Below are 24,537 nucleotides of genomic sequence, written 5' to 3' on the forward strand. Positions count from 1 at the left end.
TCATCCCCGAGGATCGGCTCCCTTCAGCACGTAGCCGCGCATGATTGTCATGATGGCTGCAACGCTTTGGTCACGGCTGCGTTCCGGGTTGTACGTCTGGCGGTCCAGGCCCACCACAAAGCAGGCGCCAAACACGGCCGCTTCCAGGCTTCCCCGGGAGATAGTGGCGTCCACCGGGTACTGCGCGGCAACACCTTCGATTGCCGTGCCGATCACCTGCAGCAGCCGGGTCCGGAGCTCTGCGAAGGTGTCCTGCCATTCGCTCGGGGTGCGCCACTGTTCGCCCACCCACAGCCTGGCGAAGGAGGGATACTCGGCCATGAAGTCCATGGCCTGGCCGATCATCGCCTCCATGCCGGCCAGCGGGTCCGCCGTCCCGCCCTTCACGCTGAGCAGCCTGGCCTCGAGGATGTCCACACCGTGCCGCAACAGCTGGGCAATCAGGTCAGACTTGCTGCCGAAGTTGTAGTAGACGGTCCCCTTGGACACGCCGGCCGCGGCGGCGATCTCGTCCACCGTCACCCCTGACGCGCCGCGTTCCCCGATCAGGTCCATGGATGCCTCGAACAGTTTCTGCTTCGTGGCGTTGGTCCGGCCGGGGCGGAGCCTCCTCGGTGCAACGGGTTCCTGGTCCGCCTCCAGCATGCTCATACGGCGATCTCCGGTTTCAGGGTCTTAAGGGTCCAGAACTTGTTGCTGCGGACGGCCAGCGTCGAAAGGGCTATCCCCAGCAAAGTGTAGCCAAACAGCCCCGCCACGGTGGCCGGGATCAGGGACAGGTCTGCGCCGTAGACCAGGTGCCGCATGCCATCCACCACGTAACCCATGGGCAGGACCCGGTGGACGGCGTGCAGCGGCTCCGGTGTGGTCTGCCACGGGAAAGTGCCGCCGGAAGAGACCAGTTGCAGCACGAGTAGGATGAGCACCAAGAGCTTCCCCGGCGAACCGAGCAGCGCCACCACGCCCTGGATGATGGCGCTGAACGCCATGGCGGCTGCCAGCAGGAACAGCCACATCAGCCACGGATGGGCAGGATGCAGTCCAAGGCCCACGTTGACGACGACCGTGAGCAGGCTTGCCTGCACGGCAGACACTGCCAGGAACGGAAGCCAGCCGCCGACGGCGATCTTCCAGGCCGGCGCGTTGGAGGCCAGGGCGCGCTGGGTTATGGGCCGCATGGCCTGGACCAGCATGAAGATGCCGATCCACAGGGCCAGGGTCATGAAGAAGGGGGCGAGTCCTGCACCGTAGGAGCCTGCCTTTGCCTGCGAGACGTTGTTGACGGCCACGGGGTCGGACATCACGGTCGAGAGGCTGCTCTTCTGCGAGTCGTCGGGGTGGGGGACCTTGCCGGCGCCCCGGGACAGCCCGTCAGCTAGTTTCCCAGCACCGGCCGCGGCGGTGCCGGCTCCGCTCTCCAGCTGCGCCGCACCGTCGTCGAGCTTTTGGGCGCCGGCCGAGAGAGCGGCGGTACCGTCCACCGCCGTCTGCTCACCGGACGCGAGCGTCGATGCGCCGGCAGCCAGCCGGTCCGCCCCGGCGGACGCGGTCGAGATGCCGCCGGTCAAGGCGGGTGCCGCGGCAGCCAGGCGCGCAGCGCCGGCACTGACGGCAGCTGATCCGTCCGCAAGCTGCTGGATCTGCGCGGCGTCTGCCTGGATCTTCACCTTGGCATCGCTGACCGGGCCGGAGGCAGCCGCGGAATCAACTTCCGCGAGCACCCTGTCCGCCTGTTCCTGGGTCAGGACACCGGCGGCCACCAGCTTGTTGTTGGACTCCTGCAGCCGGCCGCGGAGACCGTTTTCAGCTGTCTCGAGCTGCCCGACGGCGTCCTGCACCTTGCTGTTCAGCGCCGCGTTTCCTGCCGCAACCTGCGCGGCACCGTCAGCGAGGCGCTGCGAGTCCGCTGGAAGCCCGGCCGTTCTGTCCCGCAGCTCCGCCAGACCTCCGCTCAGCTGTCCCGCGCCGGCCGAAAGCTCGTTTGCCCCGTCACGGAGCCTGACCTGGCCGTTGTGAAGGTCGGCGGCCCCGGTTTCCAGCTTCCCGGTTCCCTCATGCAGGATGACCGTGCCGTCGTGAAGGTGGGTGACGCCGTCGGCCAGCTGGGCGGCAGCGTCGGCCGCCTTCACCATCTGGGTGTGGATGGTGCCGAACCCGGTAAGGAGCTGGTTGGCCGTCTCCGCGCCGACCTCCTTGGCCACCGACGCATGCACGGCCGTGGTCAGCTTGTCCACGATGGTGCTCAACAGGTAGTTGTTGGCGTCGTTGGTGGTGACGTTGAGCATGGCCTGGGTGGCCGAATCGAAGCTGCCGGGCGAGGCGAGGTTGGCGGAGAAGTCCTTGGGGATCTTGAGCGCAAAGGCGTACTTTCCGTCGCTGACGCCCTGGTCCGCCTCCGCGGCGGTCGGGACCGTCTGCCAGTTGAACACGTGCCCCTCGAGGAGGCTGTCCGCCACGTTCTGCCCGGCTTCCAGCCGCATTCCATTGCCGGTGGCCGCCCCGGCGTCCTCCACCACGAGCGCAGCGTCGATCCGGTCGAGGTTGCCGTACGGATTCCAGTTGGCATATAGGTACACCGCGCCGTAGAGCAGCGGAACCAGGGTGAGGGCCAGAATGGTCAGCTTGGGCAGCAGCCCGCCGGTCATGCGCTTGAGTTCGGAGCGCGCCAGCCGCAAAACAGTCACTTGGCCCCCTCAGCCGTCAGGCTGGAGTTGCGGCGGTCCGCGTTGCCGATCGCTGCGGACGGTCCGGTCCAGAGGTCCGGGAGGGCAGTAACGGTTGCCACGACGGCGAGGGGCCGGCCGCCGTCGTACGCCAGTTTGCTGAGCCGCGGCAGCCATTCGGCGGGGTCGGCGCCGTGCCGGTCAGGGGAGTCCACGACGAGGAGGTCCGTGCCGGGGTTGGCGAGGGCCAGCGCCGTGAGGAGCTCGGTGCGGCGGGCCGGCGGCAGTTGTTCCGTCCACATGCCGGCGACATCCTCGAAGCGGTTGACCTTCAGCCACGGCTTGCTGAGCAGGGCGCCACGGTAACGGCGGGGAACCAGGGCCAGATCCTCCGTGACGAGATCCGCGACGCTCAGGTGCTGTTCGGGTTCGTTGACGCCGGGGGAGTCCACCAGGGCGCTGGCGCGCCGCAGCGGCATGATCCCGGCCGTGCCGTCCCAGCCGACAGTGCCGCCGTCGGGTTTCATCCGCCCACTGAGGACAAGGGCGAGGGCCGTCCGCTGGTCCTGTCGGTCGCCGGTCACCAGCAGCAGTTCGCCGCGGGCTACCTGCAGGGAAGTCGGTGGCAGGAGGTCGAGCCGCCGGCCTTTCACGCTGAGCTGTCGTGCGCAGAGCAAAGGGAGCCTTTCGCAGAAGTTGTCTGCTCCAAGGCTAACTGAACTGACTAGTCAGTTCAAATAACAGTCAGAGGCCGTACTTTTCCAGCAGCCGCAGCCAGACTTCGCTGATGGTTGGATAGGAGGGCACTGCGTGCCAGAGCCGGTCCAGCGGAACCTCCCCGACGACGGCGATCGTCGCGGCATGCAGGAGTTCGGCGACGTCCGGCCCGGCGAACGTTGCGCCGAGGAGCACCTTGCGGTCCTCATCCACCACGAGCTGCGCCCAGCCCTCATAGTTCCTGGCATGCAGGGAGGAGCCCGCCACGGCGATGGGCAGCTCCACCGACGACGCGTTGTAGCCATCCTTGCGGGCCTGCTCCAGCGACCTGCCGACGTTGGCCAGCTCAGGGTCGGTAAACACCACGTTGGGAATGGCATGTTCGTCAGCCGTCTGCGCATACGGGCTCCACGGCTCGGGTTCCCCGCGAAGCTCGCCCTTTGCCCGGGCTGCAATGGCTGCGCCAGTGGCCCGGGCCTCGTACTTGCCCTGGTGCGTCAGCAGTACTTTGCCGGCTGCGTCGCCCACCGCGTACAGCCATGGACCGTCGTCGTTGCCCGCCGCTTCCGCCACCAGGCCGGTCGAGTCCGTGCGGATGGCCAGGGGCTTGCCGTCGCTGGCGAACAGCCCCACGCTCTCTAGCCCGAGCCCTTCCAATGCGGGCCGCCGGCCGGTGGACACCAGCAGCTTGTCCACCGTGACGGTGTCGCCGCCGTCGAACGTGAGCGACAGGGAGCCGTCGGAATTCCTGTGGACGCTGCGGGTCTTGGTGTCGAGCCGGAGCTCCACTCCGTCGGCCCGCAGGCCTGCGGCCACCAGTTCAGCGGCCTCAGCGGGGAAGTTGCGCAGCAGCCCGCTGCGAGCCACCAGCGTGACCGTGGACCCGAGGCGGGCAAAGGCCTGGGCAAGCTCCGTCCCGGCGACGCCGCCGCCTAGCACGCCAAGCCGCTCGGGGACCTCCTTTGCCGAGGTCGCCTCCCGCGTGCCCCAGTACTCAACCTCGGACAGCCCCTCGACGGGCGGCTGGTTGGGCGTGGAGCCGTTGGCAAGTACGACGGCGTGACGCGCCGTAAGTGCGTAGTCGGCACCGTCCAGCCCGGCTACTCCTACTGACCGCTCGCCGGTGATCCGTGCCCGGCCGCGGATCAGTTCGATGCCTGCGCCGTCCACCCATTCCACCTGGCTGGCATCCTGCCAGTGGGAGGTGAAGGAGTCGCGCCCCTTGAGGACCGCGGCCGCGTCGAGCGTACCGGTCACGGCTTCGCTGGCGCCGGGAACTGCCTGGGCCCCGTGCAGTGCGGTGCCCGGGCGCAGCAACGCCTTGGACGGCATGCAGGCCCAGTAGGAGCACTCGCCGCCCACCAATTCGGCTTCCACGAGGACCGCCGTCAGGCCTCCCTGCACCACCCGGTCTGCGGCATTTTCGCCTGCCGCGCCGGCGCCGATCACAATGACATCGAATTCCCGTTCAACAAGACGTGGCATGGCCTCAGACTACGCCCCCGCCTGACGCGGATTCCGGCAGGCGCAGCCGTAACAATGGACCGGCCGTTCCGGGGACGTGGGACATCCGCTACGGTGAGGAAAAGTACGGACAGTGCAAAGGAGCCCTCCATGCAGCCCTCCAACGTGGTTCCACCGGCCCGCTTCAGCGCCCACGCCCGCCTGCGCGCCCTGCAGTCGGACATCATGGAACTGATCCTGGACCGTGAACTGGAGCCCGGAGATGCACTTCCCACCGAAAACGAGCTGTGCCTCGCCCTCGGTGTGGGCCGGAACACCTTGCGGGAGTCGCTGAAGGTCCTGCAGGCGTTGGGGGTCATCGAGATCCGCCACGGTTTCGGAATGTTCGTCGCGCCCAGCAATTTCGAGTCCTTCGCCGACGGCCTGATTTTCCGCGGGCGGCTGTCCCTGCGCCACCATGGCCTGGAAGCGCGGCAGCTTGTGGATGTCCGCCAGGCGCTGGAGGCGGGCCTCGTCGGCAGCGCGATGGATGAGATGACGGCCGAACAGCTGTCCGCCATCGAGGAGACCGTGGTCCGCATGGAGCAGAGCGCGGCGGCAGGGGAGCCCTTCGTGGACGCCGATGCCGAATTCCACCGCCGGCTCTTTGAACCCCTGAACAATGAACTGCTGCTCAGCCTGCTGGGCGTCTTCTGGAAGGTCTACCGCAAGATTTACACCGAGGTTGGCCCCGGGCCGGAGGACCTTCCCGCGATCGCGGCCCTGCACCGGAACATTTTTTCGGCCGTCGCCGCCGGGGACAAGGCGCGGGCAGCCCGCGAGCTGACTCACCACTTCGACGGATTCCGCAGGCGGATACTTGAGGCCGTTGGCGAATAGGTAGCTGGGTTCCGGAGAGTGGGGTAGCGGTCCTGTGGCGGCGGCCTCGGCAGGCACACTTAACGCAGAAGGTCCGCACCGGCTTCCCGGTGCGGACCTTCTCTCTGTGCGCCCAAAGGGATTCGAACCCCTGACCTTCTGTTCCGTAGACAGACGCTCTATCCAGCTGAGCTATGGGCGCATCTTTCGGTTCCTGCCGAACTCTTCGCTCGCCCCGAACCTCGAATAACTTTACGCGAGGACGGCCGCAGTTCCAAATCGAGAACCATGTAATTTACACAACTAGACCGGTCTACGTGACCTTCGTCACTAATTTCGAGTTTCCTAAATCCAAATTCCTTGAATTTCCGCGGAAGTTGCCTCCCCTCGGGCGGGACATCCGATGTCTGACAGTGAATTGGTCCAGAGCATCAGAAATAGCATTTAGCACACACCACACTGAACCCGAAGAAGGGAACTGCAATGGCCCACCTGGCGCGACTGCCGCTGCTTGAGAAAGCACCCACCACCCATGCCGGCCTGCTGGCGTGGGTTGAAGAGGTCGCTGGCCTGACCCAGCCGGACCGGATTCATTGGGTTGACGGCTCCGAGGAAGAAAACACCCGCCTCACCGACGAACTCGTCGCCGCTGGCACCCTGAAGCGGTTGAACCAGGACCTGTTCCCCAACTCCTTCGCAGCGTTCTCGGATCCCGCTGACGTGGCCCGCGTCGAAGAGCAGACCTTCATCTGCTCCGAGAAGGAACACGACGCTGGCTTCACCAACAACTGGATGCCTCCGGCGGAGATGAAGGAGAAGCTTCGCGGGCTCTTCTCCGGCTCCATGCGCGGCCGCACCATGTACGTCATCCCGTTCGTCATGGGCCACCTCGACGCCGAGGACCCCAAGTTCGGCGTCGAGATCACAGACTCCGCCTACGTTGTTGCGTCGATGCGCATTATGGCCCGTATTGGTACGGACGTGCTGAACCGGATCACCGAGACCAACGCCTTCTTCGTTCCGGCCCTGCACTCCCTGGGTGCTCCGCTGGAGGCCGGCCAGGCGGACGTCCCGTGGCCCTGCAACCCGGACAAGTGGATCGTGCACTTCCCCGAAGAGCGCTCCATCTGGTCCTTCGGCTCCGGCTACGGCGGAAACGCCCTGCTGGGAAAGAAGTGCTACGCCCTGCGCATCGCTTCGGTCATGGCTCATGACGAGGGCTGGCTTGCCGAGCACATGCTCATCCTCAAGCTCACCTCGCCGGAACAGAAGACATACTACGTCTCGGCGGCCTTCCCGTCCGCCTGCGGCAAGACGAACCTTGCCCTCCTGGACCCCACCATCAAGGGCTGGAAGGTCGAGACCCTCGGCGACGACATTACCTGGATGCGGTTCGGCAAGGAAGGCGAACTCCGGGCCGTCAACCCTGAGGCCGGCCTCTTCGGCGTGGCCCCCGGCACCGGGTGGGGCACCAACCCCAACGCCATGCGCGCCATCGCCAAGGGCAACAGCATCTTCACCAACGTTGCGCTGACCGACGATGGCGGCGTCTGGTGGGAGGGCATGACGGAGGAAACCCCGGCCCACCTGACCGACTGGCAGGGCAACTCCTGGACGCCTGAGTCCGGGAAGCCGGCAGCGCACCCGAACTCGCGCTTCTGCACCCCGATCGACCAGATCGACATGCTGGCCGAGGAGTACCACAGCCCGAACGGTGTGGAACTGTCCGCCATCCTGTTCGGCGGACGCCGCAAGACCACCATTCCGCTGGTCACCGAGGCCCGCGACTGGACCAACGGCATCTTCATGGGCTCCACCCTGTCGTCCGAGACCACCGCTGCTGCGGCCGGTGCCGTCGGCGTAGTCCGCCGCGACCCCATGGCCATGCTTCCGTTCATCGGCTACGACGCCGGCGACTACCTGAACCACTGGGTCAACCTCTCGGCCAAGGCCAATCCGGAGCGACTGCCCAAGATCTTCCTGGTCAACTGGTTCCGCCGCACGGCAGAGGGTGGCTTCGCCTGGCCGGGCTTCGGGGACAACGCCCGTGTCCTCAAATGGGCCATCGAGCGGCTCGAAGGTAAGGCCGACGCCGTGGAGACCCCCATCGGCTTCGTGCCGACCGGTGACTCCATCGACCTCGACGGACTCGATATGACCCCCGCTCAGGTTGAGGAAGCAGTCCGCGTCGACCCCGACGAGTGGAAGACCGAGCTCGCCTCGATCGAGGAGTGGTTCGCCAACTTTGGCGATTCGCTGCCGGCCGCGCTCCAGAAGGAGCTCGACGGCCTGAAGGCCCGCCTGGCCTAGACCACGGCCCCGCACCTTTTCGTCAAAGGTGCGGGGCCGTCGTCGTACTTTGCGCGAACGGACACTTAAGCCCCGGGGCTTAAGTGTCCGTTCGCGCTCCACCGCCTAGGCGGCCAGCCAGATGTCCGGGCCGAAGACCTCGTAGTGGATCCGTGTTGCCGGGATGCCTGCCTCGATGGCTTCGTCGCGGATCTTCTTCATGAAGGGGAGCGGGCCGCACAGGTACAGGGAGGCGTCGGCGGGAAGTTCCAGCTCGCGCAGGGACATGAAGCCGGCCTTCGTGCCGGCCTGCGGCTCCTCGAGCCAGACTTCAAGATCCGCTCCGTCCAGGCGTTCCACGTCGGCGGTCATCTGCCCGCGCAGCGCCCAGCTCTCCATGCTGCTTTCGGCGTGCAGAACCAGGACCTGGCGTTCGGAACCGGCCTGGGCGAGGGAACGCAGGATCGATGCGGTGGGCGTGCAGCCGATGCCGGCGGAAGCGAGGACCACGGGACCATCGCCATCCTTCAGGGTGATTTCGCCGTACGGGTTGGAGATCTCCAGGGTGTCGCCCACGGCCACGCTGCGGTGCAGAACCGGGGACACGTCGCCGCCGTCGTCCAGCTTGGCGGTGAAGGTGCGGCTTGTCCCGGCCTCGTCGGACAGGGAGTACTGCCGGACCTGGCAGATGCCGTCGGGCAGCTGGACCTTCACGCTGATGTACTGGCCCGGCAGTGCGGGGGTGACGGGGGTGTCATCCGCCGGCGCCAGGGTGAACGTCATGGCGCCGGTTCCCGCCGGGGTCTTTTCGACGACGGTCCAGGGCATCCATATTTTGGTGTTGGACTGTGCTGCGTACAGGTCCTTTTCCAGCTTGATCAGGGCGTCTGCCATGAGCCAGTAGACCTCGGTCCAGGCTTCGGCGATTTCCGGCGTGATGGCCTCGGCCAGGTCGTCGGCGATAGCGGCAAACAGGTGCTCGTAGACCACTTGGTACTGCGGTTCGCTGATGCCCAGGGAGGCGTGCTTGTGGGCGATCCGGGAGAGGACGGCTTCCGGCAGTGTGCCCGGATTGTTCACCAGGTGGGCGGCGAAGGCGGCGATGCTGCCGGCAAGGGCCTGCTGCTGGTTGCCGGAGCGCTGGTTGGAGCGGCTGAACAGCCCGTCCAGGAGTTCCGGGTGCGCGGCGAAGAGCCGGGCATAGAACTTGGGGGTGATCTCACCGATTCGTGAACCGACCAGGGGAAGGGTGGCTTCGATGACAGGACGGGCTTTGTCCGAGAGCATTGACACTCCTGAGCTAGTGGTCCGGGTCTTTGGCCGGACCGGAACTGCAGATAACTGGTATTTGAAATACGAGTTTCTGCTGAGTCATTTCTACACCCTGTAGAAGGAATTTTTCAAATGGAGAGGGCAGTCGGCGGGGGCTTCGGGGCGCGCGGTGGCCGGGTCGGTCATGCGCTGCCTGGACGCCGGCTATCGGTCAGGCGCCGGGGCGCAGCCCGATCGCCTCGAAAACGGGCGTCATCTGGCGTGAGGTCGGCAATTCGGCCACCACGACGTCGTCGAGCTCGCGGTAAAAAGCCTCGCGCGCCCGCGCCAGGGCGCCCCGGAGCCGGCATTCACTGATGAGGGGGCAGCTGCCAGCCGGGCCGATGCACTCGGCGGCGTCCTCGCGGGTGTCCAGCTCCCGTAGAACCTGGCCCACGGTGACACGGCGGCCGGCGACACTGAGCCTCGAACCACCGTTGCGGCCACGCTCAACGTCAATTAGACCCAGCATGCGCAACTTCGCCACGGCCTTGCTGACGTGGTTGTAAGGGGTTCCGACGGCGTCCGCGACATTCTGGGTGGTAAGCAGGCCGCCCTCGGGTGCAGCAGCGAGCACCATGAGGGCGCGCAGGCTGACGTCCGCGAAGGCGTTGATTTTCATGCTTCTAGCCTAATGGCCCTGTGCAAATCGTCCGTCCGGAGCGCAGCGCGTGATCTGCGCGCGTCGCGTGGCCGGGACGAAGTGCTGTTTCGGCCCCGTCTAGTCAGCCCAGATGACAGGCTCGTTGGAGTCGGCGGCAAGGTCGCCGAACTCCCATTCACTGCCCTCGTTGTTGGGGAAGTACGGCAGGACGGCTGCGAAAACCGCACCGTCCCGGTGTTCTGTGGCCACATGGATGGCGTCCGAGCCCTCCTCGACCAGGGTGATGTCGCAGACGACGGCGGCGGCTCGGAACTCGTCCCGGTGCTGGCGCAAAAGCTCCGTGATGTCGCGGATCATCCCGTCTGCGTCGAACTCGCTGTCCCCGTCTGCATCCGGATCCGCCGGCGAGACAGCCACGAGGCGGACGTCGCCGTCGTTCTCCACCACGAGGGCAAACGGCAGGAACCCGCCGCTTCGCTCAAGCTGTTCCTGGGCTGCCGCCATTCCGGTGCCCAGAAGGTTTTCCAGATCCGTGGCCGTGGACTCCGGCACGGATGCGCGCCACGATGACTGGGCCGGGGTCGAGTCGCGTGATGCCACGGGGCTGTCCTAGCTGCGGACCAGGGCCAGCACGCGGTCGCGCACGCGCTCCATCGTGGCCCGGTCCGTGGCTTCGGCGTTCAGCCGCAGGTACGGTTCGGTGTTGGAGGGGCGAAGGTTGAACCAGAAGCTGCCGTCAGCGGCGGTGAAGGTGCTGCCGTCCAGGTGGTCCACCGCCACGTCCTCGGTCTCGAAATCGGCCCGGACGCGCTCCACCGCGCCGGCCTTGTCCTCGATTTCCGAGTTGATTTCGCCGGAGGAAACATACGGCTCGTACTCCCGGCCGAGCTCCGAAAGCGGGCCGTCCTGTTCGCCGAGGGCGGCCAGCACGTGCATGGCAGCCAGCATCCCGGTGTCCGCGTTCCAGAAGTCACGGAAGTAGAAGTGGGCGGAGTGCTCGCCGCCGAAAACTGCGCCTTCCTCTGCCATGACGGCCTTGATGAAGGAGTGGCCCACCCGGGTCCGCACGGCCCGGCCGCCGTCTTCGGCGACGAGTTCCGGCACCGCGCGGGAGGTCAGGAGGTTGTGGATGATGGTGGGCTTTGCCTCGCCCTGGGCCTTTGCGCGGGCGATTTCGCGGCGGGCCACCATGCCCGTGATGGCCGATGGCGAGACCGCCTCGCCCTTTTCGTCGATGACGAAGCAGCGGTCGGCGTCGCCGTCGAACGCCAGGCCGATGTCCGCGCCGTGTTCGACGACGGCTGCCTGCAGGTCGCGCAGGTTTTCCGGCTCCAGGGGGTTGGCCGGGTGGTTCGGGAAAGAGCCGTCCAGTTCGAAGTAGAGCGGAACGATGTCGAAGGGCAGCTTCGGAAGCAGCGTGTCGCCCAGGACGGCCGGCGTGGTCAGTCCGGCCATCCCGTTACCGGCGTCCACCACGACCTTGAGGGGGCGCGAACCGGAGAGGTCAACGAGTGCGCGCAGGTACTCGGCGTAGTCCTTCAGCACATCCCGGACGCCGATCTGGCCCTGAGTTTCGGCAGCGGGGATGAAGCCCGTGTTCAGGTACTGCTCGGCGAGAGCCTGAATCTCCTTGAGGCCGGTCTCGGAGGAGATGGGGACGGCGCCGGCCTTGGCCATCTTGATGCCGTTGTACTCGGCCGGGTTGTGGCTCGCGGTGAACGTGGCGCCCGCGGCGTTCAGGGCTCCGCACGCGTAGTACAGCTCGTCTGTGGAAATCAGGTCCAGCAGCTGGACGTTGGCGCCCCGGGTGGCGGCACCCCTGGCGAACGCCTTGCTGAATTCGGGGGAGGACGGGCGCATGTCACCGCCGACAAGGACTGTCTGTCCCTCAAGGCCAAGCACGTCAACGAACGCTGCTCCTACGGCTTCGACGATTTCAGCGGTGATGGATTCACCCACGATGCCGCGGACGTCATACGCCTTGAACGAGGCCGAAAGGTCAAAAGTACGGGTCTGGTCGCTAGTCACGGCACTTATCTTACGGGCACGCGCGCGGCGGCCCGTGAAGGGGAAGTCACAGAAGCGCGCGCCGGCTGTTGTCCACATGGCGGGTGCCCGGGGTTTGCTGTGTCAGAGGCGGCTGGGATACTGAATCGATGGCAAATAACCAGCACGCTCCCGTCCTTGCTTCTGCCCCCGGCCCCTCCAGTACCGGCGCCGGAAGGGAACAGGGAGCGGTCACTGGGACCCGAGGCCAGGCCCTGTCGGTGCTGCGCGAGCTGGTGGGCCGGCCGGATGCCGACTTCCACGACGGCCAGTTCGAGGCCATTGAGGCGCTGGTCGACGGCGGCCGCCGGACGCTCGTGGTGCAGCGGACGGGCTGGGGAAAATCCGCCGTTTACTTCGTGGCGTCCCTGCTGCTCCGGCGGCGCGGGGCGGGACCTACGCTCATCGTTTCGCCGCTGCTGGCCCTGATGCGGGACCAGGTGGCGGCGGCAGCCCGGGCAGGTGTACGGGCCGTTGCCATCAACTCCGCCAACCAGCTGGAGTGGGACACGGTGCGGGAGCAGCTCGCCGCCGACCAGGTGGATGTCCTGCTGGTTTCCCCCGAGCGGCTCACCAACCCTTCGTTCCGCGAAAACCAGCTGCCGGAACTCATCCGGCGCACGGGGCTGCTGGTTATCGACGAGGCCCACTGCATCTCCGACTGGGGTCACGATTTCCGGCCCGACTACCGGCGCATTGCCGACCTCATCACGCAGCTGCCGGACACCGTGCCCGTATTGGCCACCACAGCCACTGCCAACTCCCGGGTGGTCCACGACATCGAGGAACAGCTCGGCGACGGCGTGCTGACCATCCGCGGCGCGCTGGGCAGGGAGTCGCTGCGTCTCGGCGTCCTGGCGCTGCCCGACTCGCGTGAGCGTCTCGGCTGGCTTCTCACACACCTCGCGGATCTGCAGGGCAGCGGGATCATCTACACCCTGACGGTCTCGGCCGCCGAGGACACCGCCCGGCTGCTCGCGGAGGCAGGCCACGAGGTACTGGCATATACCGGCCGCACCGACCCGGCTGACCGCGAGAGGGCGGAGCAGCTCCTCAAGGACAACCAGGTCAAGGCGCTTGTGGCCACCTCCGCGCTGGGGATGGGCTTCGACAAGCCGGACCTCGGTTTCGTGGTGCACCTCGGCGCCCCGTCATCCCCTGTTGCTTACTACCAGCAGGTGGGCAGGGCGGGCCGTGGCGCAGCCAACGCAGACGTCCTGCTCCTGCCCGGGTCGGAGGACCGCGAAATCTGGCAGTACTTTGCCACTGCCTCCATGCCCTCCGAGGAGAAGGCCACGGCTGTGCTGACCGCGCTGGCGGAGGCTGGCTCGGCCGTGTCCACCGTGGCTCTGGAGGCCCGGGTGGACCTTCGCCGGACGCCCCTGGAACTCCTGCTGAAGGTGCTCGCCGTGGACGGCGCAGTGGAGCGGGTAGGCGGCGGCTGGCGCTCCACCGGAATGCCCTGGACGTACGACGCCGAACGGTACCGCCGTATCGCGGAGGCCCGGGTGGACGAGCAGGACTCCATGGTCATCTACCAGGACACAGCCGGGTGCCGGATGGAGTACATCACCTCCGTCCTGGACGACGAGACCGCAGCCGCCTGCGGCCGTTGCGACAACTGCGCGGCAGATGGTTCCCCGCGGAGGTCGCGTCCACAGCCACGGAGGCTGCCGGGCAGACCCTCAGCCGCGCGGGCATCGTGCTGGAGTCCAGGCTGCAGTGGCCCAGCGGAATGGACCGCCTTGGGGTGCCGGTGAAGGGCAAGATCAAACCCGACGAAAACACAGCGGACGGCCGGGTCCTCGCCAGGCTGACTGACCTGGGCTGGGGTGGGGCGCTGCGCGAACTTTTCGCGGCCGGGGCTCCGGACCGCGCTGTCGATCCCGGCATGCTGCAGGCCTGTGTCCAGGTGCTGCGCGAATGGGGCGCCGGTGACTCCCGGATTCCCGGCTGGAGCGGCGCAGGCAGGCCGGCAGCGGTCGTCAGCATGCCCTCGCGCAGCAGGCCCGAACTCGTGGACTCCCTGGCCCGGGGCATCTCGCAGATCGGCCGCATCCCGTACATCGGCCAGCTGCAGCTCGAACACGGCGGGCCCACTGGCGGACGCGGCGGCAACAGCGCCTACCGGCTGGCCGGGGTGTGGGACCGTCTCGTGGTGGGGGAGTCATTGGCGGCAGAGCTCGCCGGGCTGGGCGGCGGCAGCGTGATGCTCATCGACGACCTCGTGGACAGCCGGTGGACGGTTACCGTCGCGGGACGCGCCCTCAGGCGGGCCGGTGCGGGCGCGGTGCTTCCGCTGGCGCTGGCCCAGGCCGGCTGACCTCGGCCCCCGCATGCCGGTGCAGCATAAGGCTGTCGACGGTGCTGAGGAGCATCAGCACCGCAATCGACAGGAATGCGCCGCGGTAGGCGGCCACGCCGCTGCCGTCAGGTCCGGCTGACAGGATGCCGCCGAGCCCGGACGAGAGCAGGGAATCCGACTCGAAGAGGCGCAGCAGCAGGGCGCCCACTGCGATTCCGGCCCCGGTGGCCAGCTGAACGATCGTGGCCGAGACGGCATTGGCAGACGTCAGCTGCCCAGGCTGGATGTCGGCGTACTGGACCGATGCGTACGCGGAGAAGCCAATGGAACGGAACGCCCCGCTGCACACGAGCAGCGCGAATACCAGCGGTTCCGGCGTAGCTGGGGTCAGCATCGCGCAGAGGGCAAAGGTGGCAGCCGACGCCAGGGACGCGAACACCAATACGGGCTTGAATCCGAAGCGCCTGATGAGCGGCGTCGTGGCGGGCTTGATGCCGATGTTGCCGATGAACACGGCGGCCACCATGATGCCCGCATGCAGCGGGCTCCATCCGAAGCCGTTCTGGAACATCAGCGGTAACAGGAACGGCACGGCACTGATGGTCAGCCGGTAGATGAAGCCGCCCGAGTTGGTGGCCCGGAAGGTGCGGGTGCCGAACACTGTCAAATCAAACAACGGGTGGGCCGCGCGACGCATCCAGAAGACCGCCGCTGCCAGCGCGAGAACCCCGGCCAGAATGCTCGGCCAGGTCCAAAAGCCGCCGGGGTGGCCGCTGGCCAGTTCAAGGCCCGCCACGAGCGCTCCCACGCCGGCCGTTGTGAGGGCAAGCCCAAGCCAGTCCAGCCGGCGGCTGCGGTCGCCGGGAACGGCGGGGACCAGGCGCAGGGCGGCGAGGAAGGCTGCGGCGCCAAGCGGCAGATTGATCAGGAAGATCGAGTGCCAGGACAGGTAAGTGGTCAGGGCGCCGCCCACGAGTGGCGCCAGGACCGGAGCCAGCAGCCCGGGCCAGACGAGATAGGCCGTGGCGCGCAGCAGATCCGACTTTGGCGTCCCGCGAAGCACCAGCAGCGTACCGACCGGCACCATCATCGCCCCGCCCAGGCCCTGCAGGACGCGGCTGACGGTCAGCACCGTGAGGTCCTGGCTGGCGGCGCACAGCAGCGACGCCACGGTGAAGACAGCGATGGCCAGGCAAAAAATCCGCCGGGCCCCGAGTCGCTCCGCCAGCCAGCCGCTCAGCGGGATGCCCATGGCCACCGTCATCAGGTAGGCGGTCATGGTGATGTTCACGCTGGCCGACGGCACCCGGAAGTCCCCAGCGATGCTCGGGATGGCGGTCGTCAGGACCGTCCCGTCGAGGAACTCCATGAAGAACGTGGCCGCCACAAGCAGGGCCAGCCTGGGGCTCCAGGCCTGGTTGGCAGAAAGCTTGTTCATGCAATCATCCTGCCACCGGAAAGCGCTTTATCGCCTCGAGCGTCCGGCACGCGGACGGCTGCCGGCGCTGAGGCACAGGAGCCCGGAAAGGCAAAAGGCCCCGGTCCGAAGACCGGGGCCAAACGCGGAGACGGGGGGATTTGAACCCCCGGTGGAGTTGTGCCCCACACTTCATTAGCAGTGAAGCCCATTCGGCCGCTCTGGCACGTCTCCAATTGCTATTACTAGCCAACCAAGGATACGCAGAACCGGCCATCGAGTGCAAAACGCCGGTGTTAGGCCATGCCCTCCGCCAGCGCCTTCCACAGGAAGTGTTGGCTGCGGCCCTGGAGCGCGGCGGCCTGCCGGTTGTCCGAGGCACCGGCGTGCCCGCCCTCCAGCGCTTCGTGGAACCAGACGTTGGGGATGCCCATGGCCAGCATGCGCGCGGCCATCTTCCGGGCCTGCACGGGACCCACGCGGTCATCGGACGTCGCGGTCCAGATGAAGGTCTCCGGATACTCCACGCCGTCCTTCAGCTGGTGGTACGGCGAGAAGGTCTTGATGAATTCCCAGTGCTCGGGCAGATCGGGGTCGCCGTACTCGGCAATCCACGAGTGTCCCGCCGACAGCTTCGCGTACCGGCGCATGTCCAGCAGCGGCACCCCGCAGGACACGGCACCGAACAGTTCGGGGTACCGCGTCAGCATGTTGCCCACGAGCAGGCCGCCGTTGGAGCCGCCGACGCAGCCGAGCCGCTCCCTGCTGGTGACACCCCGCGAGATCAGGTCCCTGGCCACCGCCGCGAAGTCCTCATAGGCGCGGTGCCGGTTTTCCTGCAGCGCTGCGCGGTGCCAGGACGGGCCGTATTCCCCGCCGCCACGGATGTTGGCCACGACGTAAACGCCGCCCCGGCTGTGCCCCTCCGCAAGGCCGTCGCCTGGAACTGCGGCGGTGCGCCGCTCCAGCCATGCCCGGCCGATGGTGCCGCTGTACGCGGGCGTGCGCGAGACCTCGAAGCCGCCGTAGCCGGAGAGCTGCGTGGGGTTTTGCCCGTCGAGGACCAGGCCCCGCGCGGCCACCTGGAAGTACGGCACCCGCGTGCCGTCCGCGGAGACGGCGAAGTGCTGCTGCACCTCGTAGTCCGCCTCATTGAAGAACGACGGCGACGCCTTCACCTCCGCATGGCTGCTCACCACGCCTGCCCCGGCAGTTCCGCCTGAAGCCCCGCCGCCGGCGGTTCCCCGGGCCAGCGTCCCGCGGGTCAGCGTGCTCGGGGTCGTGAAGCCCGTGGCAACGAGCCAGAAGTCGTCCCCGGCCCCGCTTTCCGCGTCGTCCTCGTCGTCCACGGCGAAGGCATTGACGTCGTGCAGCGGCGGGCAGGCGTCCAGCAGCGAGGACCGCCACGAGGCAGCCGGATCCAGTACACGGATTTCCGAGGACACATCCTTCAGCAGGTTCAGCAGCAGGAAGTTCCGCGTCCAGCTCCAGGACTGCAGGGACGTGTGCGGGTCCGGGGCAAAGAGAACCGTCAGTTCGCGCACGCCGGCCAGGTACGCCCGGAAATCGGCGGCGAGCAGGGAGCCGGCCGCGTAGGTGGTGCCGTTCACCGTCCAGTCGCGCTGCGGCCTGAACAGCAGCCATTCCCTGTGGACGCCCGTGTTCACGTCGGTGGGCACGTCCACCGGCACCCAGCCACCGTCCTGAAGCACGGACGTGCGGTGGTTGAAGAAGTCGATCCAGTCCACCGCGAACGTCCGCTCAAAGCCGGGCGTGGAGTCGTGGGCCACGATCGCCATCATGTGGTCCTCGGGAATCTCGAAGATGCGCGGTGCATCCGTCAGGTCCTGGCCGCGGCGCAGCCGCACGGCGGTGCGGGCGTACGACGACGCAGTGCGGGGGAGATCCTCTGCCGTACTGGCGACCAGCAGCGTGTCCGCGTCGAGCCACGAGACGTTCCCCTTCGCCGTCGGGAGGTCAAAGCCGCCGGCGGCGGGATCAACGAAGGTGCGGGTCTTGACGTCGAACTCCCGGTAGCGGTTGGCGTCGCCGCCGTCGGGGGAGAGCGCCACCAGCGCGCGCCGGTACGGCTGCCCGGGTTCCGGCCGGAGCAGGTTTGCTCCGTGGAAGACCCATTCCACGCCGTCGGCGGCCGCCAGGGCATCCACGTCGAGCAGCACGTCCCACTCCGGGGCGTCGCTGCAGTAGCTGTCCCAGCTGGTCCGGCGCCACAGGCCCTTGGGGTTCTGCCGGTCCTTCCAGAAGTTGTAGTACCACTCGCCGTGCTTGTTCACCATGGCGATTTTGTCCGTCGAGTCCAGCACCTCAAGGATCCCGCCCTCGAGCCGGGCATAGTCGGCGTCCTCCAACAGGTCCTCCGTGCGGGCATTCTGCTCGCGCACCCAAGCCAGCTGTTCCTCGCCGTAGATGTCCTCCAGCCAGATGTTCTCGTCGGTGGGCGCGGGCGCGGTCTCCGTGGGAGCGGCGCCGGACGCAGGGGCAGAATCAGCTGCGGTGGTGGTCATGCGCCCATCCAAACAACATCCCCGCTCAGCTAGCAAGTCACATGCCGATACTCTGGAAGGCGTGGCTATTTCGCAGAGCATCCGGACGGCGCTGATTGGCGCCGGTCCCCGGGGTACCAGCGTGCTGGAGCGGCTGCTCGCCAACTGGTCCGCCGCCCGCCCCGCCGGAGCCCGCCTGCACATCGATGTCATCGATCCGTTTCCCGCCGGTCCGGGGCACGTCTGGCAGCCCGGACAGTCGCGTCTCTACCTGATGAACACGCAGTCGTTCTACCCCACGCTGGTTCCCGAGGACACGGGTCTGGCCGCGCCGGTGGCGGGCACCACCTTCGACCGCTGGCGGAAAGCCCAGCAGCACAGCCCCCTGCCGGAGCTCTCCGACGACGAACGGGCAGAGCTCGCCGTGCTGGGATCCGGCGACTTCCCCAGCCGCGCCATCTACGGCCGCTACCTGCGGTCCACCTTCGAGGAGCTGCTCGCCGCGCTGCCTGACGGCGTCACCATCGACATGCACCAGGCGACGGCCACCGCTGCGCGCCGGCAGCAGGACGGAACGTTCGACGTCGAACTGAACGGGGGTGGACTGAACGACGGCGGGACCCTCACCGTCGATTCCGTCGTCCTCGCGCTGGGCCACCTCGCGTCCCGCCTCAGCCCGGAACAGCGCGAACTGCAGGCTGCCGCCGCCCGATTCGGCCTGCGTTACTTCCCGCCCGCCGTCCCGGCCGACGTCGACTGGAGCGTGATTCCTGCCCAGGAGCCGGTATTGGTCCGCGGGATGGGGCTGAACTTCTTCGACGTGATGGGCCAGCTCACGGAGGGCAGGGGAGGGAAGTTCGTGGAGGCAGGGGACGCCCTCGAGTACCGGGCTTCGGGCCAGGAGCCGATAATCTACGCCGCGTCCCGGCGCGGAACGCCGTACCGGTCCAAGGCCACCCTTGCGGGCTACTACCCGGCGTCGGTCACGCTCCGCTACTTCACCGGGAAGGCACTGCAGAGGTTCGCGGCGGCCGGAATTGTTCCGGCGTTCGACCACGACCTCTGGCCGCTCTTGCACCGGGACGCCCTCTGGGCCTATTACACAACCCTGCTGCGCTCGCAGCCGGATGCCGTTCAGGACCATGCCGCGTTCCTCAAGGAGCTGGACGAGGCACTGCACCCGCATGCCCACAGCACCGGGCGGTGGGAAGAGGACTTCAATGCCGTCGTAGGCCGCCATGTCCATCCGGGCAGCAGGCTGGACCTGCGAGGCCTTGCCGCTCCGCTGTCAGGGCGGACCTTCGCCTCGCGTGCCGAGCTGGATGCCGCCGTCGTCGATTACCTCGACGACGATGCGCGCCGCTCCGCGCTCGGCGAGGACGACCCCGTCAAGATGGCCATCGGGGCGCTGCACCACGGCCGTGCCGTGCTGAAATCGGTGGTGGCCGACGGCGGGATCACCGATGAGTCATGGGTCGCCGGCCTGCGGGGCTGGTTTGAGCCCTTGGTGGAGGGCCTCGCCAGCGGTCCTCCGGCGCTGCGCGCCGAGCAGTTGGCGGCACTGGCACGCGCCGGAATTGTCAGCTTCGTGGGTCCGGATCCTAAGTTCGGCGTGGCCCGCGGGAAGCGCGCCTTCACCGCCGCCTCGCCGTGGGTGCATGGGGGTGCCGCGGAAGCACACACGCTGGTGGAGGCACTGGCGCCGGCCAACCGGGTGGCCCTCAACGAGTCCCCGCTGCTGGAGCAGCTCCTCGCCGACGGGCTCGTGCGGCCACGGACCATGATGACGGTGGAAGGCACGCCGGTGCAGTCCTCCGGCCTCGACGTCCGCCCGCACCCGTACCGGCCGGTTGCGGCGAACGGCGAGCTCACGGACAGGATGTACGTGCTTGGGCTTCAGCTCTCGGCCACCCAGTGGGGAACGGCCATTGCCGCCGAAGCGGCCCAGCAGGCCGGTCCGGTGTACCCGAGCGGACAGCGAACCCTCCGCGACGCCGACGAGATCGCCCGCGGCATCCTTGGCCTTGCCCCAAACGCCTCCTCAGGTCCTGCCGCCTGAATCCGGACGCTTCCTCAGGTCCTGCCGCCTGAATCCGGACGCTTCCTCAGGTCCTGCCGCCTGAATCCGGACGCTTCCTCAGGTCCTGCCGCCTGGGTCCGGACGCTTCCTCAGGTCCTGCCGCTTGGGTGGGAACGCTCCCCCATTTTCCCGGCGTATCGCCAGCCTCAGGCCGCACAAAGCATGCCGGCCGGTAGCTTCCTGCGAAGCTCCCGGCCGGCATTCGTTCAGGGACGTGGGTTACAGGGCGCCCTGTCCGCCGGTCTCGGCGACGTCCGCCTCGCCCTGGCCAGTGTCGGCGACGAGCTTGAACCTGGCCCCGGTGGGGTCCGTCAGCGTGGCCAACCGGCCGAAGGGGGTGTCATCCGGCCCGTCGACGAGGGTCGCGCCCAGGCTGACAGCTTTGTCGATGGAGGCGTCTGCATCCTCGACGGCGAAGTAGATAACCCAGTTGGAGGGGACTTCGCCGGGAAGGTCGGCTGTGGCGTCGTAGATTCCGGCCTTCGCGTCCCGGCCTGCCCCCAGGGTGGTGTAGCGGAACTCCGGGGTGTCACTCATGACGTCGGTGTTCCAGCCGAACACCTCCTGGTAGAACTTCACCGCAGCGGCGTAGTCCTTTGTGTGGAGCTCATGCCAAGCCGACGCGCCTGGCTCGGCAACAAGATCGAAGCCGCGCATCTCCCTGGGCTGCCACGCGCCGACGGCGGCCCCGGAGGCGTCACCGAAGAAGGCCATGTGGCCCTGTTCCGGGACATCCATGGGCTCCATGTAGACCTGGCCGCCGTTGGCGGTGACCGCCGCGGCCGTGGCGGCGACGTCGTCGGTGCGCAGGTACACGGACCACGCGTCCGGCATGGTGGCCTGGTCCTCCTGCTTCTGCATGATGCCGGCCACGCTCTTGCCGTTCTTGGTGGCGGTGATGTATCCGCCGTACTTTTCCTGGTCTCCAGTCTGGAAATCCCAGCCGAACAGTTCGCCATAGAACTGCTTCGCCTGGTTGGTGTCGGTGGTCATGAGGTCAATCCAACAAGGTGCGCCGGGCGTGATTTCAGGGGTGGGCATAGTCTGCTCCTGGTGTGCTGTGCGGGATGTCTCCGCAGGTCATGGAGGTACTACGGACAGGACAGACACTATGCCGGGGGTGGGACAGTTTCAATGGGCGGCCGCCAGCTTCAATGGGCGGCTGCCGGCGCCGTCAGTTCGCTCAGCGCTGGTCCGAGTATGACGTGGCCGGCTCCTGGTCGTCGTCGGCCTCGATCCACTCGATGAAGTCCTTCAGCGACATGCACCAGTAGTAGTCCGAGTACCGCAGGCTTTGCTTCTCAGCCTTGCTCATGACCTCGACCCCCACATGCAACGGTGGATGCGGAATCTCCCTCCCGCGGTCGCGGGAAAGAGCGGTGCTGATACAAGTGAACGCCTTCGGCGACGGCCGCGCATGAGTGGGGCGTACTCGAATTCTCCAAAGCAGGTACTCGGATTACCTGATTTTCGGGCGCGCCTGTCCGCACCCCTACTTGCCCGTACAAGTGGGACACTACTTGGCCATGCAAAAGGCCGGCCGAGCCAACCTTTCGATTGGCCCGGCCGGCCTTCAAAATGGCCGTATTGCCGTGCATTTCGCACGACGCCGGCCCCTGCGCGGAAGGTAAGAGATTCGAACTCTTGGTACGGGGTTACCGCACACTGGTTTTCAAGACCAGCTCCTTCGGCCGCTCGGACAACCTTCCCTGACTAGTAGTGTTTCATAGGCAGTTGGCTGCAACAAAAATCGCCGCGTGGCAGTTGTCGCCGGTGCACAGTATTTTTGGGGCAGGAATCAGCTAGAAATCGGGAGTTCGCCATGAAAGCCGTCTTTATCTCGGAGCCCGGCGGGCCGGAAGTGCTGGAAATCCGCGAGGTGCCGGCTCCCGAGCCGGGCCAGGGCGAGGTCCTCATCGATGTTGTGGCGGCGGGCCTGAACCGCGCCGACGTCCAGCAGCGGAGGGGCTACTACCCGCCCCCGCCGGGTGCCTCGGAGATACCAGGGCTGGAGGTTGCCGGCAGGATCGCGGGCTTCGGCCCGGGGGTGACCAAGCCGTTTTCCATCGGGGACAAAGTCGTGGCGCTGCTGTCCGGTGGCGGCTATGCGCAGCAGGTCGCGGTGCCCTCGGAACAGGTGCTGAGGATTCCCGACGGCGTCGATCTGGTCACCGCTGCCGCCCTGCCTGAAGTGGCGGCCACCGTGTATTCAAACCTGGTCATGACCGCGCAGCTGCAGCCGGGGGAGACGGTCCTGATCCACGGCGCCACGGGAGGCATCGGCACCATGGCCATCCAGTTGGCCAAGGCGTTGGGCGCTACCGTGGCAGCCACCGCGGGCACCGACGAAAAGGTCAGCACCGCCAAGGCATTTCTTGGTGCGGACATCGCTATCAACTATGCGGAGGAAGACTTCGCCGAGAGCCTCCGCACGCAGAACGGGGGCAAGGGTGCCGACGTCATCCTGGACGTGGTGGGCGCCAAGTACCTGCAGAAGAACGTCGACGCCCTTGCGGATTACGGCCGGCTCGTTGTCATCGGGCTGCAGGGAGGCGCAAAGGGGGAACTGGACCTCGGTCAGCTGCTGCGCAAGCGGGCAGCCGTCGTGGCCACGGCGCTCCGGCCCCGACCGGCTGCGGAGAAGGGCGTCATCATGACGGCGGTCAGGGACTACGTGTGGCCCCTCGTCGCTGAAGGGCGGATCCACCCGCTGGTGGCCAAAACCTTTCCGCTGGACCAGGCCAGGGCGGCCCACAAGTACTTCGACTCCGGCGAACACGTGGGCAAGGTCCTACTGGTGATGTAACGCCGCCCCCGAGCGGTAGATACTCAGTATTGCGCTTCACCAAAAGACGGACTAGGCTCGGAACATACGCGGTATGCACGCGCCTTGGGGGCGCGTGCATACCGCCGACTTCCAGCCAAGGAGCCAGATGTCCATCCGCCACAGCCTCCTCGCCCTCCTGCAGGACCAGCCGCGTTACGGCTACCAGCTCAGGGTCGAATTCGAAGACCGCACAGGGTCCACCTGGCCGCTGAACATCGGGCAGGTCTACACCACCCTCGACCGGCTGGAACGTGACGGCCTTGTCAGCAACGACGGCGGCGACGGCGAAGGCCACGTCGTGTACAGCATCACCGACGCCGGCAGGGCGGAGGTCCAGGGCTGGTTTGCGACGCCGGTGGAACGCAGCAATCCGCCGCGCAACGAGCTTGCCATCAAGCTGGCGCTCGCCGTCACCCTGCCCGGGGTGGACGTGGCAGCCATCATCCAGGCCCAGCGCGCCGCTTCCATGCGCGCTTTGCAGGACTATACGAAGTCCCGGCGGGACACCGCGGCCAACCAGCGGGCGGCGGACACGGCGTGGCTGCTGGTGCTGGATTCGCTGATCTTCCAGACGGAGGCCGAGATCCGCTGGCTGGACCTGTGCGAGGCCAGGATGGTGCAGCTTGCGCAGGGCTCCGGGACGCGCAACCCGGCACGTAGGCCATCCAACGGGGTCACTGTGGAAGAGGCTGCCCCGCTCACAGCGGAGAACCGCCGGTGACCGTGCACGGACCGCAGCAGGTCCTCGAGCTCGCCAAAGTCAGCAGGACCTTCGGGCAGGGAGCGACGGCCGTTGCCGCCCTGCGGGATGTGGACCTCACCATCAACGCCGGGGAATTCGTCGCGGTGATGGGGCCGTCCGGCTCCGGAAAATCATCGCTGTTGGCGCTGGCGGGCGGACTGGACCGGCCGACGTCGGGCGGCGTCTTTGTGGAGTCAACGCCCTTGGCGGGGCTGGGACTGAACGCGCTGGCACGGCTCCGCCGCCGTGCCGTGGGCTACGTCTTCCAGGACTTCAACCTGGTTCCGACGCTGTCGGCCGTGGAAAATGCCGCACTGCCGCTCGAACTCGACGGCGTGCCGGCCAGGAAAGCGCACCGGCAGGCACTGGATGCCCTGCGGCAGGTGGGGATCCCCGAGCTCGCGGACCGGTTCATGGATGAAATGTCCGGCGGGCAGCAGCAGCGCGTGGCCATCGCCCGCGCCATTGTGGGGAGCCGCCGGCTGATCCTCGCCGATGAGCCCACCGGCGCGCTGGATTCCACCACCGGCCACGGCGTGATGGAGGTGCTCCGCTCCCGCGCCGACGCCGGCGCCGCCGTCATGCTGGTCACGCACGAGGCCCGCCATGCCGCGTGGGCGGACCGCGTGGTCTTCATCCGCGACGGCCGGATCGTGGATGAGGCAGCGGCCATGCACGATCCCGCAGTCCTCCTGGCACCGGCCGGCTGA

General features: G+C 67.4%; 18 protein-coding genes, 3 tRNA genes and 1 pseudogene. 7 read left to right on the forward strand and 15 right to left on the reverse strand.

Features of this window, described 5'->3' with window-relative positions:
- The 4 genes from QFZ23_RS04830 to QFZ23_RS04845 form a co-directional block, all read right to left on the reverse strand.
- On the reverse strand, positions 1-651 hold the full coding sequence (locus QFZ23_RS04830) for a TetR/AcrR family transcriptional regulator (RefSeq protein ID WP_306920895.1): 651 nt from the start codon (positions 649-651) through the stop codon (positions 1-3).
- A complete protein-coding gene (locus QFZ23_RS04835) occupies positions 648-2,684 on the reverse strand; it encodes a YhgE/Pip family protein (protein ID WP_306920897.1) in 2,037 nt (678 codons plus the stop codon). The genes QFZ23_RS04830 and QFZ23_RS04835 overlap by 4 nt, the downstream gene beginning before the upstream one ends.
- Positions 2,681-3,340, reverse strand: coding sequence for an ABC transporter ATP-binding protein (locus QFZ23_RS04840; protein WP_306920899.1), 660 nt, complete (start codon positions 3,338-3,340; stop codon positions 2,681-2,683). Before QFZ23_RS04840 ends, QFZ23_RS04835 begins: the two co-directional genes overlap by 4 nt.
- A 67-nt stretch (positions 3,341-3,407) precedes the next feature.
- Positions 3,408-4,865, reverse strand: coding sequence for a dihydrolipoyl dehydrogenase family protein (locus QFZ23_RS04845; protein WP_306920901.1), 1,458 nt, complete (start codon positions 4,863-4,865; stop codon positions 3,408-3,410).
- 129 nt (positions 4,866-4,994) lie between these two features.
- Between QFZ23_RS04845 and QFZ23_RS04850 the strand changes: the two genes are divergently transcribed.
- Positions 4,995-5,723: a FadR/GntR family transcriptional regulator gene (locus QFZ23_RS04850; RefSeq protein WP_306920903.1), complete on the forward strand. Its 729-nt coding sequence runs from the start codon at positions 4,995-4,997 to the stop codon at positions 5,721-5,723.
- A gap of 107 nt (positions 5,724-5,830) precedes the next feature.
- On the opposite strand, the gene QFZ23_RS04855 is transcribed toward QFZ23_RS04850, so the two are convergent.
- Positions 5,831-5,904, reverse strand: a tRNA-Arg gene (locus QFZ23_RS04855).
- Positions 5,905-6,185: 281 nt separating this feature from the next.
- Here QFZ23_RS04855 and QFZ23_RS04860 point away from each other — a divergent pair.
- Positions 6,186-8,012: a phosphoenolpyruvate carboxykinase (GTP) gene (locus QFZ23_RS04860; protein ID WP_306920905.1), complete on the forward strand. Its 1,827-nt coding sequence runs from the start codon at positions 6,186-6,188 to the stop codon at positions 8,010-8,012.
- Positions 8,013-8,117: 105 nt separating this feature from the next.
- Here the strand turns inward: QFZ23_RS04860 and QFZ23_RS04865 are convergent, their stop codons facing one another.
- The 4 genes from QFZ23_RS04865 to QFZ23_RS04880 form a co-directional block, all read right to left on the reverse strand.
- Positions 8,118-9,278 (reverse strand): globin domain-containing protein, encoded by a 1,161-nt coding sequence (locus QFZ23_RS04865; protein WP_306920907.1) that lies wholly within the window; start codon positions 9,276-9,278, stop codon positions 8,118-8,120.
- A gap of 196 nt (positions 9,279-9,474) precedes the next feature.
- Positions 9,475-9,924: an RrF2 family transcriptional regulator gene (locus QFZ23_RS04870; protein ID WP_306920909.1), complete on the reverse strand. Its 450-nt coding sequence runs from the start codon at positions 9,922-9,924 to the stop codon at positions 9,475-9,477.
- Between the two features lie 99 nt (positions 9,925-10,023).
- Positions 10,024-10,506 carry a hypothetical protein gene (locus tag QFZ23_RS04875; protein ID WP_306920912.1) on the reverse strand — a complete coding sequence of 161 codons (483 nt, stop codon included), beginning with the start codon at positions 10,504-10,506 and terminating at the stop codon, positions 10,024-10,026.
- A gap of 9 nt (positions 10,507-10,515) precedes the next feature.
- A complete protein-coding gene (locus tag QFZ23_RS04880) occupies positions 10,516-11,934 on the reverse strand; it encodes a phosphomannomutase/phosphoglucomutase (protein WP_306920914.1) in 1,419 nt (472 codons plus the stop codon).
- A gap of 128 nt (positions 11,935-12,062) precedes the next feature.
- On the opposite strand from QFZ23_RS04880, the pseudogene QFZ23_RS04885 reads away from it, so the two are divergent.
- Positions 12,063-14,275, forward strand: a pseudogene (locus QFZ23_RS04885) (RecQ family ATP-dependent DNA helicase).
- Here QFZ23_RS04885 and QFZ23_RS04890 read toward each other — a convergent pair.
- From QFZ23_RS04890 to QFZ23_RS04900, 3 genes are all read right to left on the reverse strand, one after another.
- Positions 14,220-15,695, reverse strand: a complete 1,476-nt coding sequence (locus QFZ23_RS04890) for an MFS transporter (RefSeq protein ID WP_306920915.1) — start codon at positions 15,693-15,695, stop codon at positions 14,220-14,222. The pseudogene QFZ23_RS04885 and the gene QFZ23_RS04890 overlap by 56 nt on opposite strands.
- Before the next feature lie 125 nt (positions 15,696-15,820).
- Positions 15,821-15,908 (reverse strand) — tRNA-Ser (locus tag QFZ23_RS04895).
- Positions 15,909-15,970: 62 nt separating this feature from the next.
- The gene (locus tag QFZ23_RS04900; protein WP_306920917.1) at positions 15,971-18,199 is read right to left on the reverse strand and encodes a prolyl oligopeptidase family serine peptidase; all 2,229 of its coding nucleotides are present in this window, start codon (positions 18,197-18,199) and stop codon (positions 15,971-15,973) included.
- Positions 18,200-18,260: 61 nt separating this feature from the next.
- On the opposite strand from QFZ23_RS04900, the gene QFZ23_RS04905 reads away from it, so the two are divergent.
- Entirely contained in the window at positions 18,261-20,237 is a 1,977-nt protein-coding gene (locus QFZ23_RS04905; protein ID WP_306920920.1) for an FAD/NAD(P)-binding protein, read from the forward strand.
- Between the two features lie 240 nt (positions 20,238-20,477).
- Here the strand turns inward: QFZ23_RS04905 and QFZ23_RS04910 are convergent, their stop codons facing one another.
- From QFZ23_RS04910 to QFZ23_RS04920, 3 genes are all read right to left on the reverse strand, one after another.
- Positions 20,478-21,299 (reverse strand): VOC family protein, encoded by an 822-nt coding sequence (locus QFZ23_RS04910; protein ID WP_306920923.1) that lies wholly within the window; start codon positions 21,297-21,299, stop codon positions 20,478-20,480.
- Between the two features lie 142 nt (positions 21,300-21,441).
- On the reverse strand, positions 21,442-21,573 hold the full coding sequence (locus QFZ23_RS04915) for a hypothetical protein (protein ID WP_306920926.1): 132 nt from the start codon (positions 21,571-21,573) through the stop codon (positions 21,442-21,444).
- 306 nt (positions 21,574-21,879) lie between these two features.
- Positions 21,880-21,967, reverse strand: a tRNA-Ser gene (locus QFZ23_RS04920).
- 113 nt (positions 21,968-22,080) lie between these two features.
- On the opposite strand from QFZ23_RS04920, the gene QFZ23_RS04925 reads away from it, so the two are divergent.
- The 3 genes from QFZ23_RS04925 to QFZ23_RS04935 all read left to right on the forward strand — a co-directional run bounded on the left by QFZ23_RS04925 (position 22,081) and on the right by QFZ23_RS04935 (position 24,537).
- Complete coding sequence (locus QFZ23_RS04925) at positions 22,081-23,064, forward strand: NAD(P)H-quinone oxidoreductase (RefSeq protein WP_306920928.1); 984 nt, start codon at positions 22,081-22,083, stop codon at positions 23,062-23,064.
- 127 nt (positions 23,065-23,191) lie between these two features.
- On the forward strand, positions 23,192-23,806 hold the full coding sequence (locus QFZ23_RS04930; protein WP_306920930.1) for a PadR family transcriptional regulator: 615 nt from the start codon (positions 23,192-23,194) through the stop codon (positions 23,804-23,806).
- Positions 23,803-24,537 carry an ABC transporter ATP-binding protein gene (locus QFZ23_RS04935; RefSeq protein ID WP_306920931.1) on the forward strand — a complete coding sequence of 245 codons (735 nt, stop codon included), beginning with the start codon at positions 23,803-23,805 and terminating at the stop codon, positions 24,535-24,537. Before QFZ23_RS04930 ends, QFZ23_RS04935 begins: the two co-directional genes overlap by 4 nt.

The sequence above is a fragment of the Arthrobacter globiformis genome, from assembly GCF_030818015.1.
Taxonomy (GTDB): domain Bacteria; phylum Actinomycetota; class Actinomycetes; order Actinomycetales; family Micrococcaceae; genus Arthrobacter; species Arthrobacter globiformis_C.

Excerpts from the sequence above, each read along its gene's own strand:
- QFZ23_RS04830 (WP_306920895.1), bottom strand. The coding sequence starts at position 651 with ATGAGCATGCTGGAGGCGGACCAGGAACCCGTTGCACCGAGGAGGCTC.
- QFZ23_RS04845 (WP_306920901.1), bottom strand. The coding sequence starts at position 4,865 with ATGCCACGTCTTGTTGAACGGGAATTCGATGTCATTGTGATCGGCGCC.
- QFZ23_RS04850 (WP_306920903.1), top strand. The coding sequence starts at position 4,995 with ATGCAGCCCTCCAACGTGGTTCCACCGGCCCGCTTCAGCGCCCACGCC.
- QFZ23_RS04860 (WP_306920905.1), top strand. The coding sequence starts at position 6,186 with ATGGCCCACCTGGCGCGACTGCCGCTGCTTGAGAAAGCACCCACCACC.
- QFZ23_RS04865 (WP_306920907.1), bottom strand. The coding sequence starts at position 9,278 with ATGCTCTCGGACAAAGCCCGTCCTGTCATCGAAGCCACCCTTCCCCTG.
- QFZ23_RS04870 (WP_306920909.1), bottom strand. The coding sequence starts at position 9,924 with ATGAAAATCAACGCCTTCGCGGACGTCAGCCTGCGCGCCCTCATGGTG.
- QFZ23_RS04890 (WP_306920915.1), bottom strand. The coding sequence starts at position 15,695 with ATGAACAAGCTTTCTGCCAACCAGGCCTGGAGCCCCAGGCTGGCCCTG.
- QFZ23_RS04900 (WP_306920917.1), bottom strand. The coding sequence starts at position 18,199 with ATGACCACCACCGCAGCTGATTCTGCCCCTGCGTCCGGCGCCGCTCCC.
- QFZ23_RS04910 (WP_306920923.1), bottom strand. The coding sequence starts at position 21,299 with ATGCCCACCCCTGAAATCACGCCCGGCGCACCTTGTTGGATTGACCTC.
- QFZ23_RS04915 (WP_306920926.1), bottom strand. The coding sequence starts at position 21,573 with ATGAGCAAGGCTGAGAAGCAAAGCCTGCGGTACTCGGACTACTACTGG.
- QFZ23_RS04925 (WP_306920928.1), top strand. The coding sequence starts at position 22,081 with ATGAAAGCCGTCTTTATCTCGGAGCCCGGCGGGCCGGAAGTGCTGGAA.
- QFZ23_RS04930 (WP_306920930.1), top strand. The coding sequence starts at position 23,192 with ATGTCCATCCGCCACAGCCTCCTCGCCCTCCTGCAGGACCAGCCGCGT.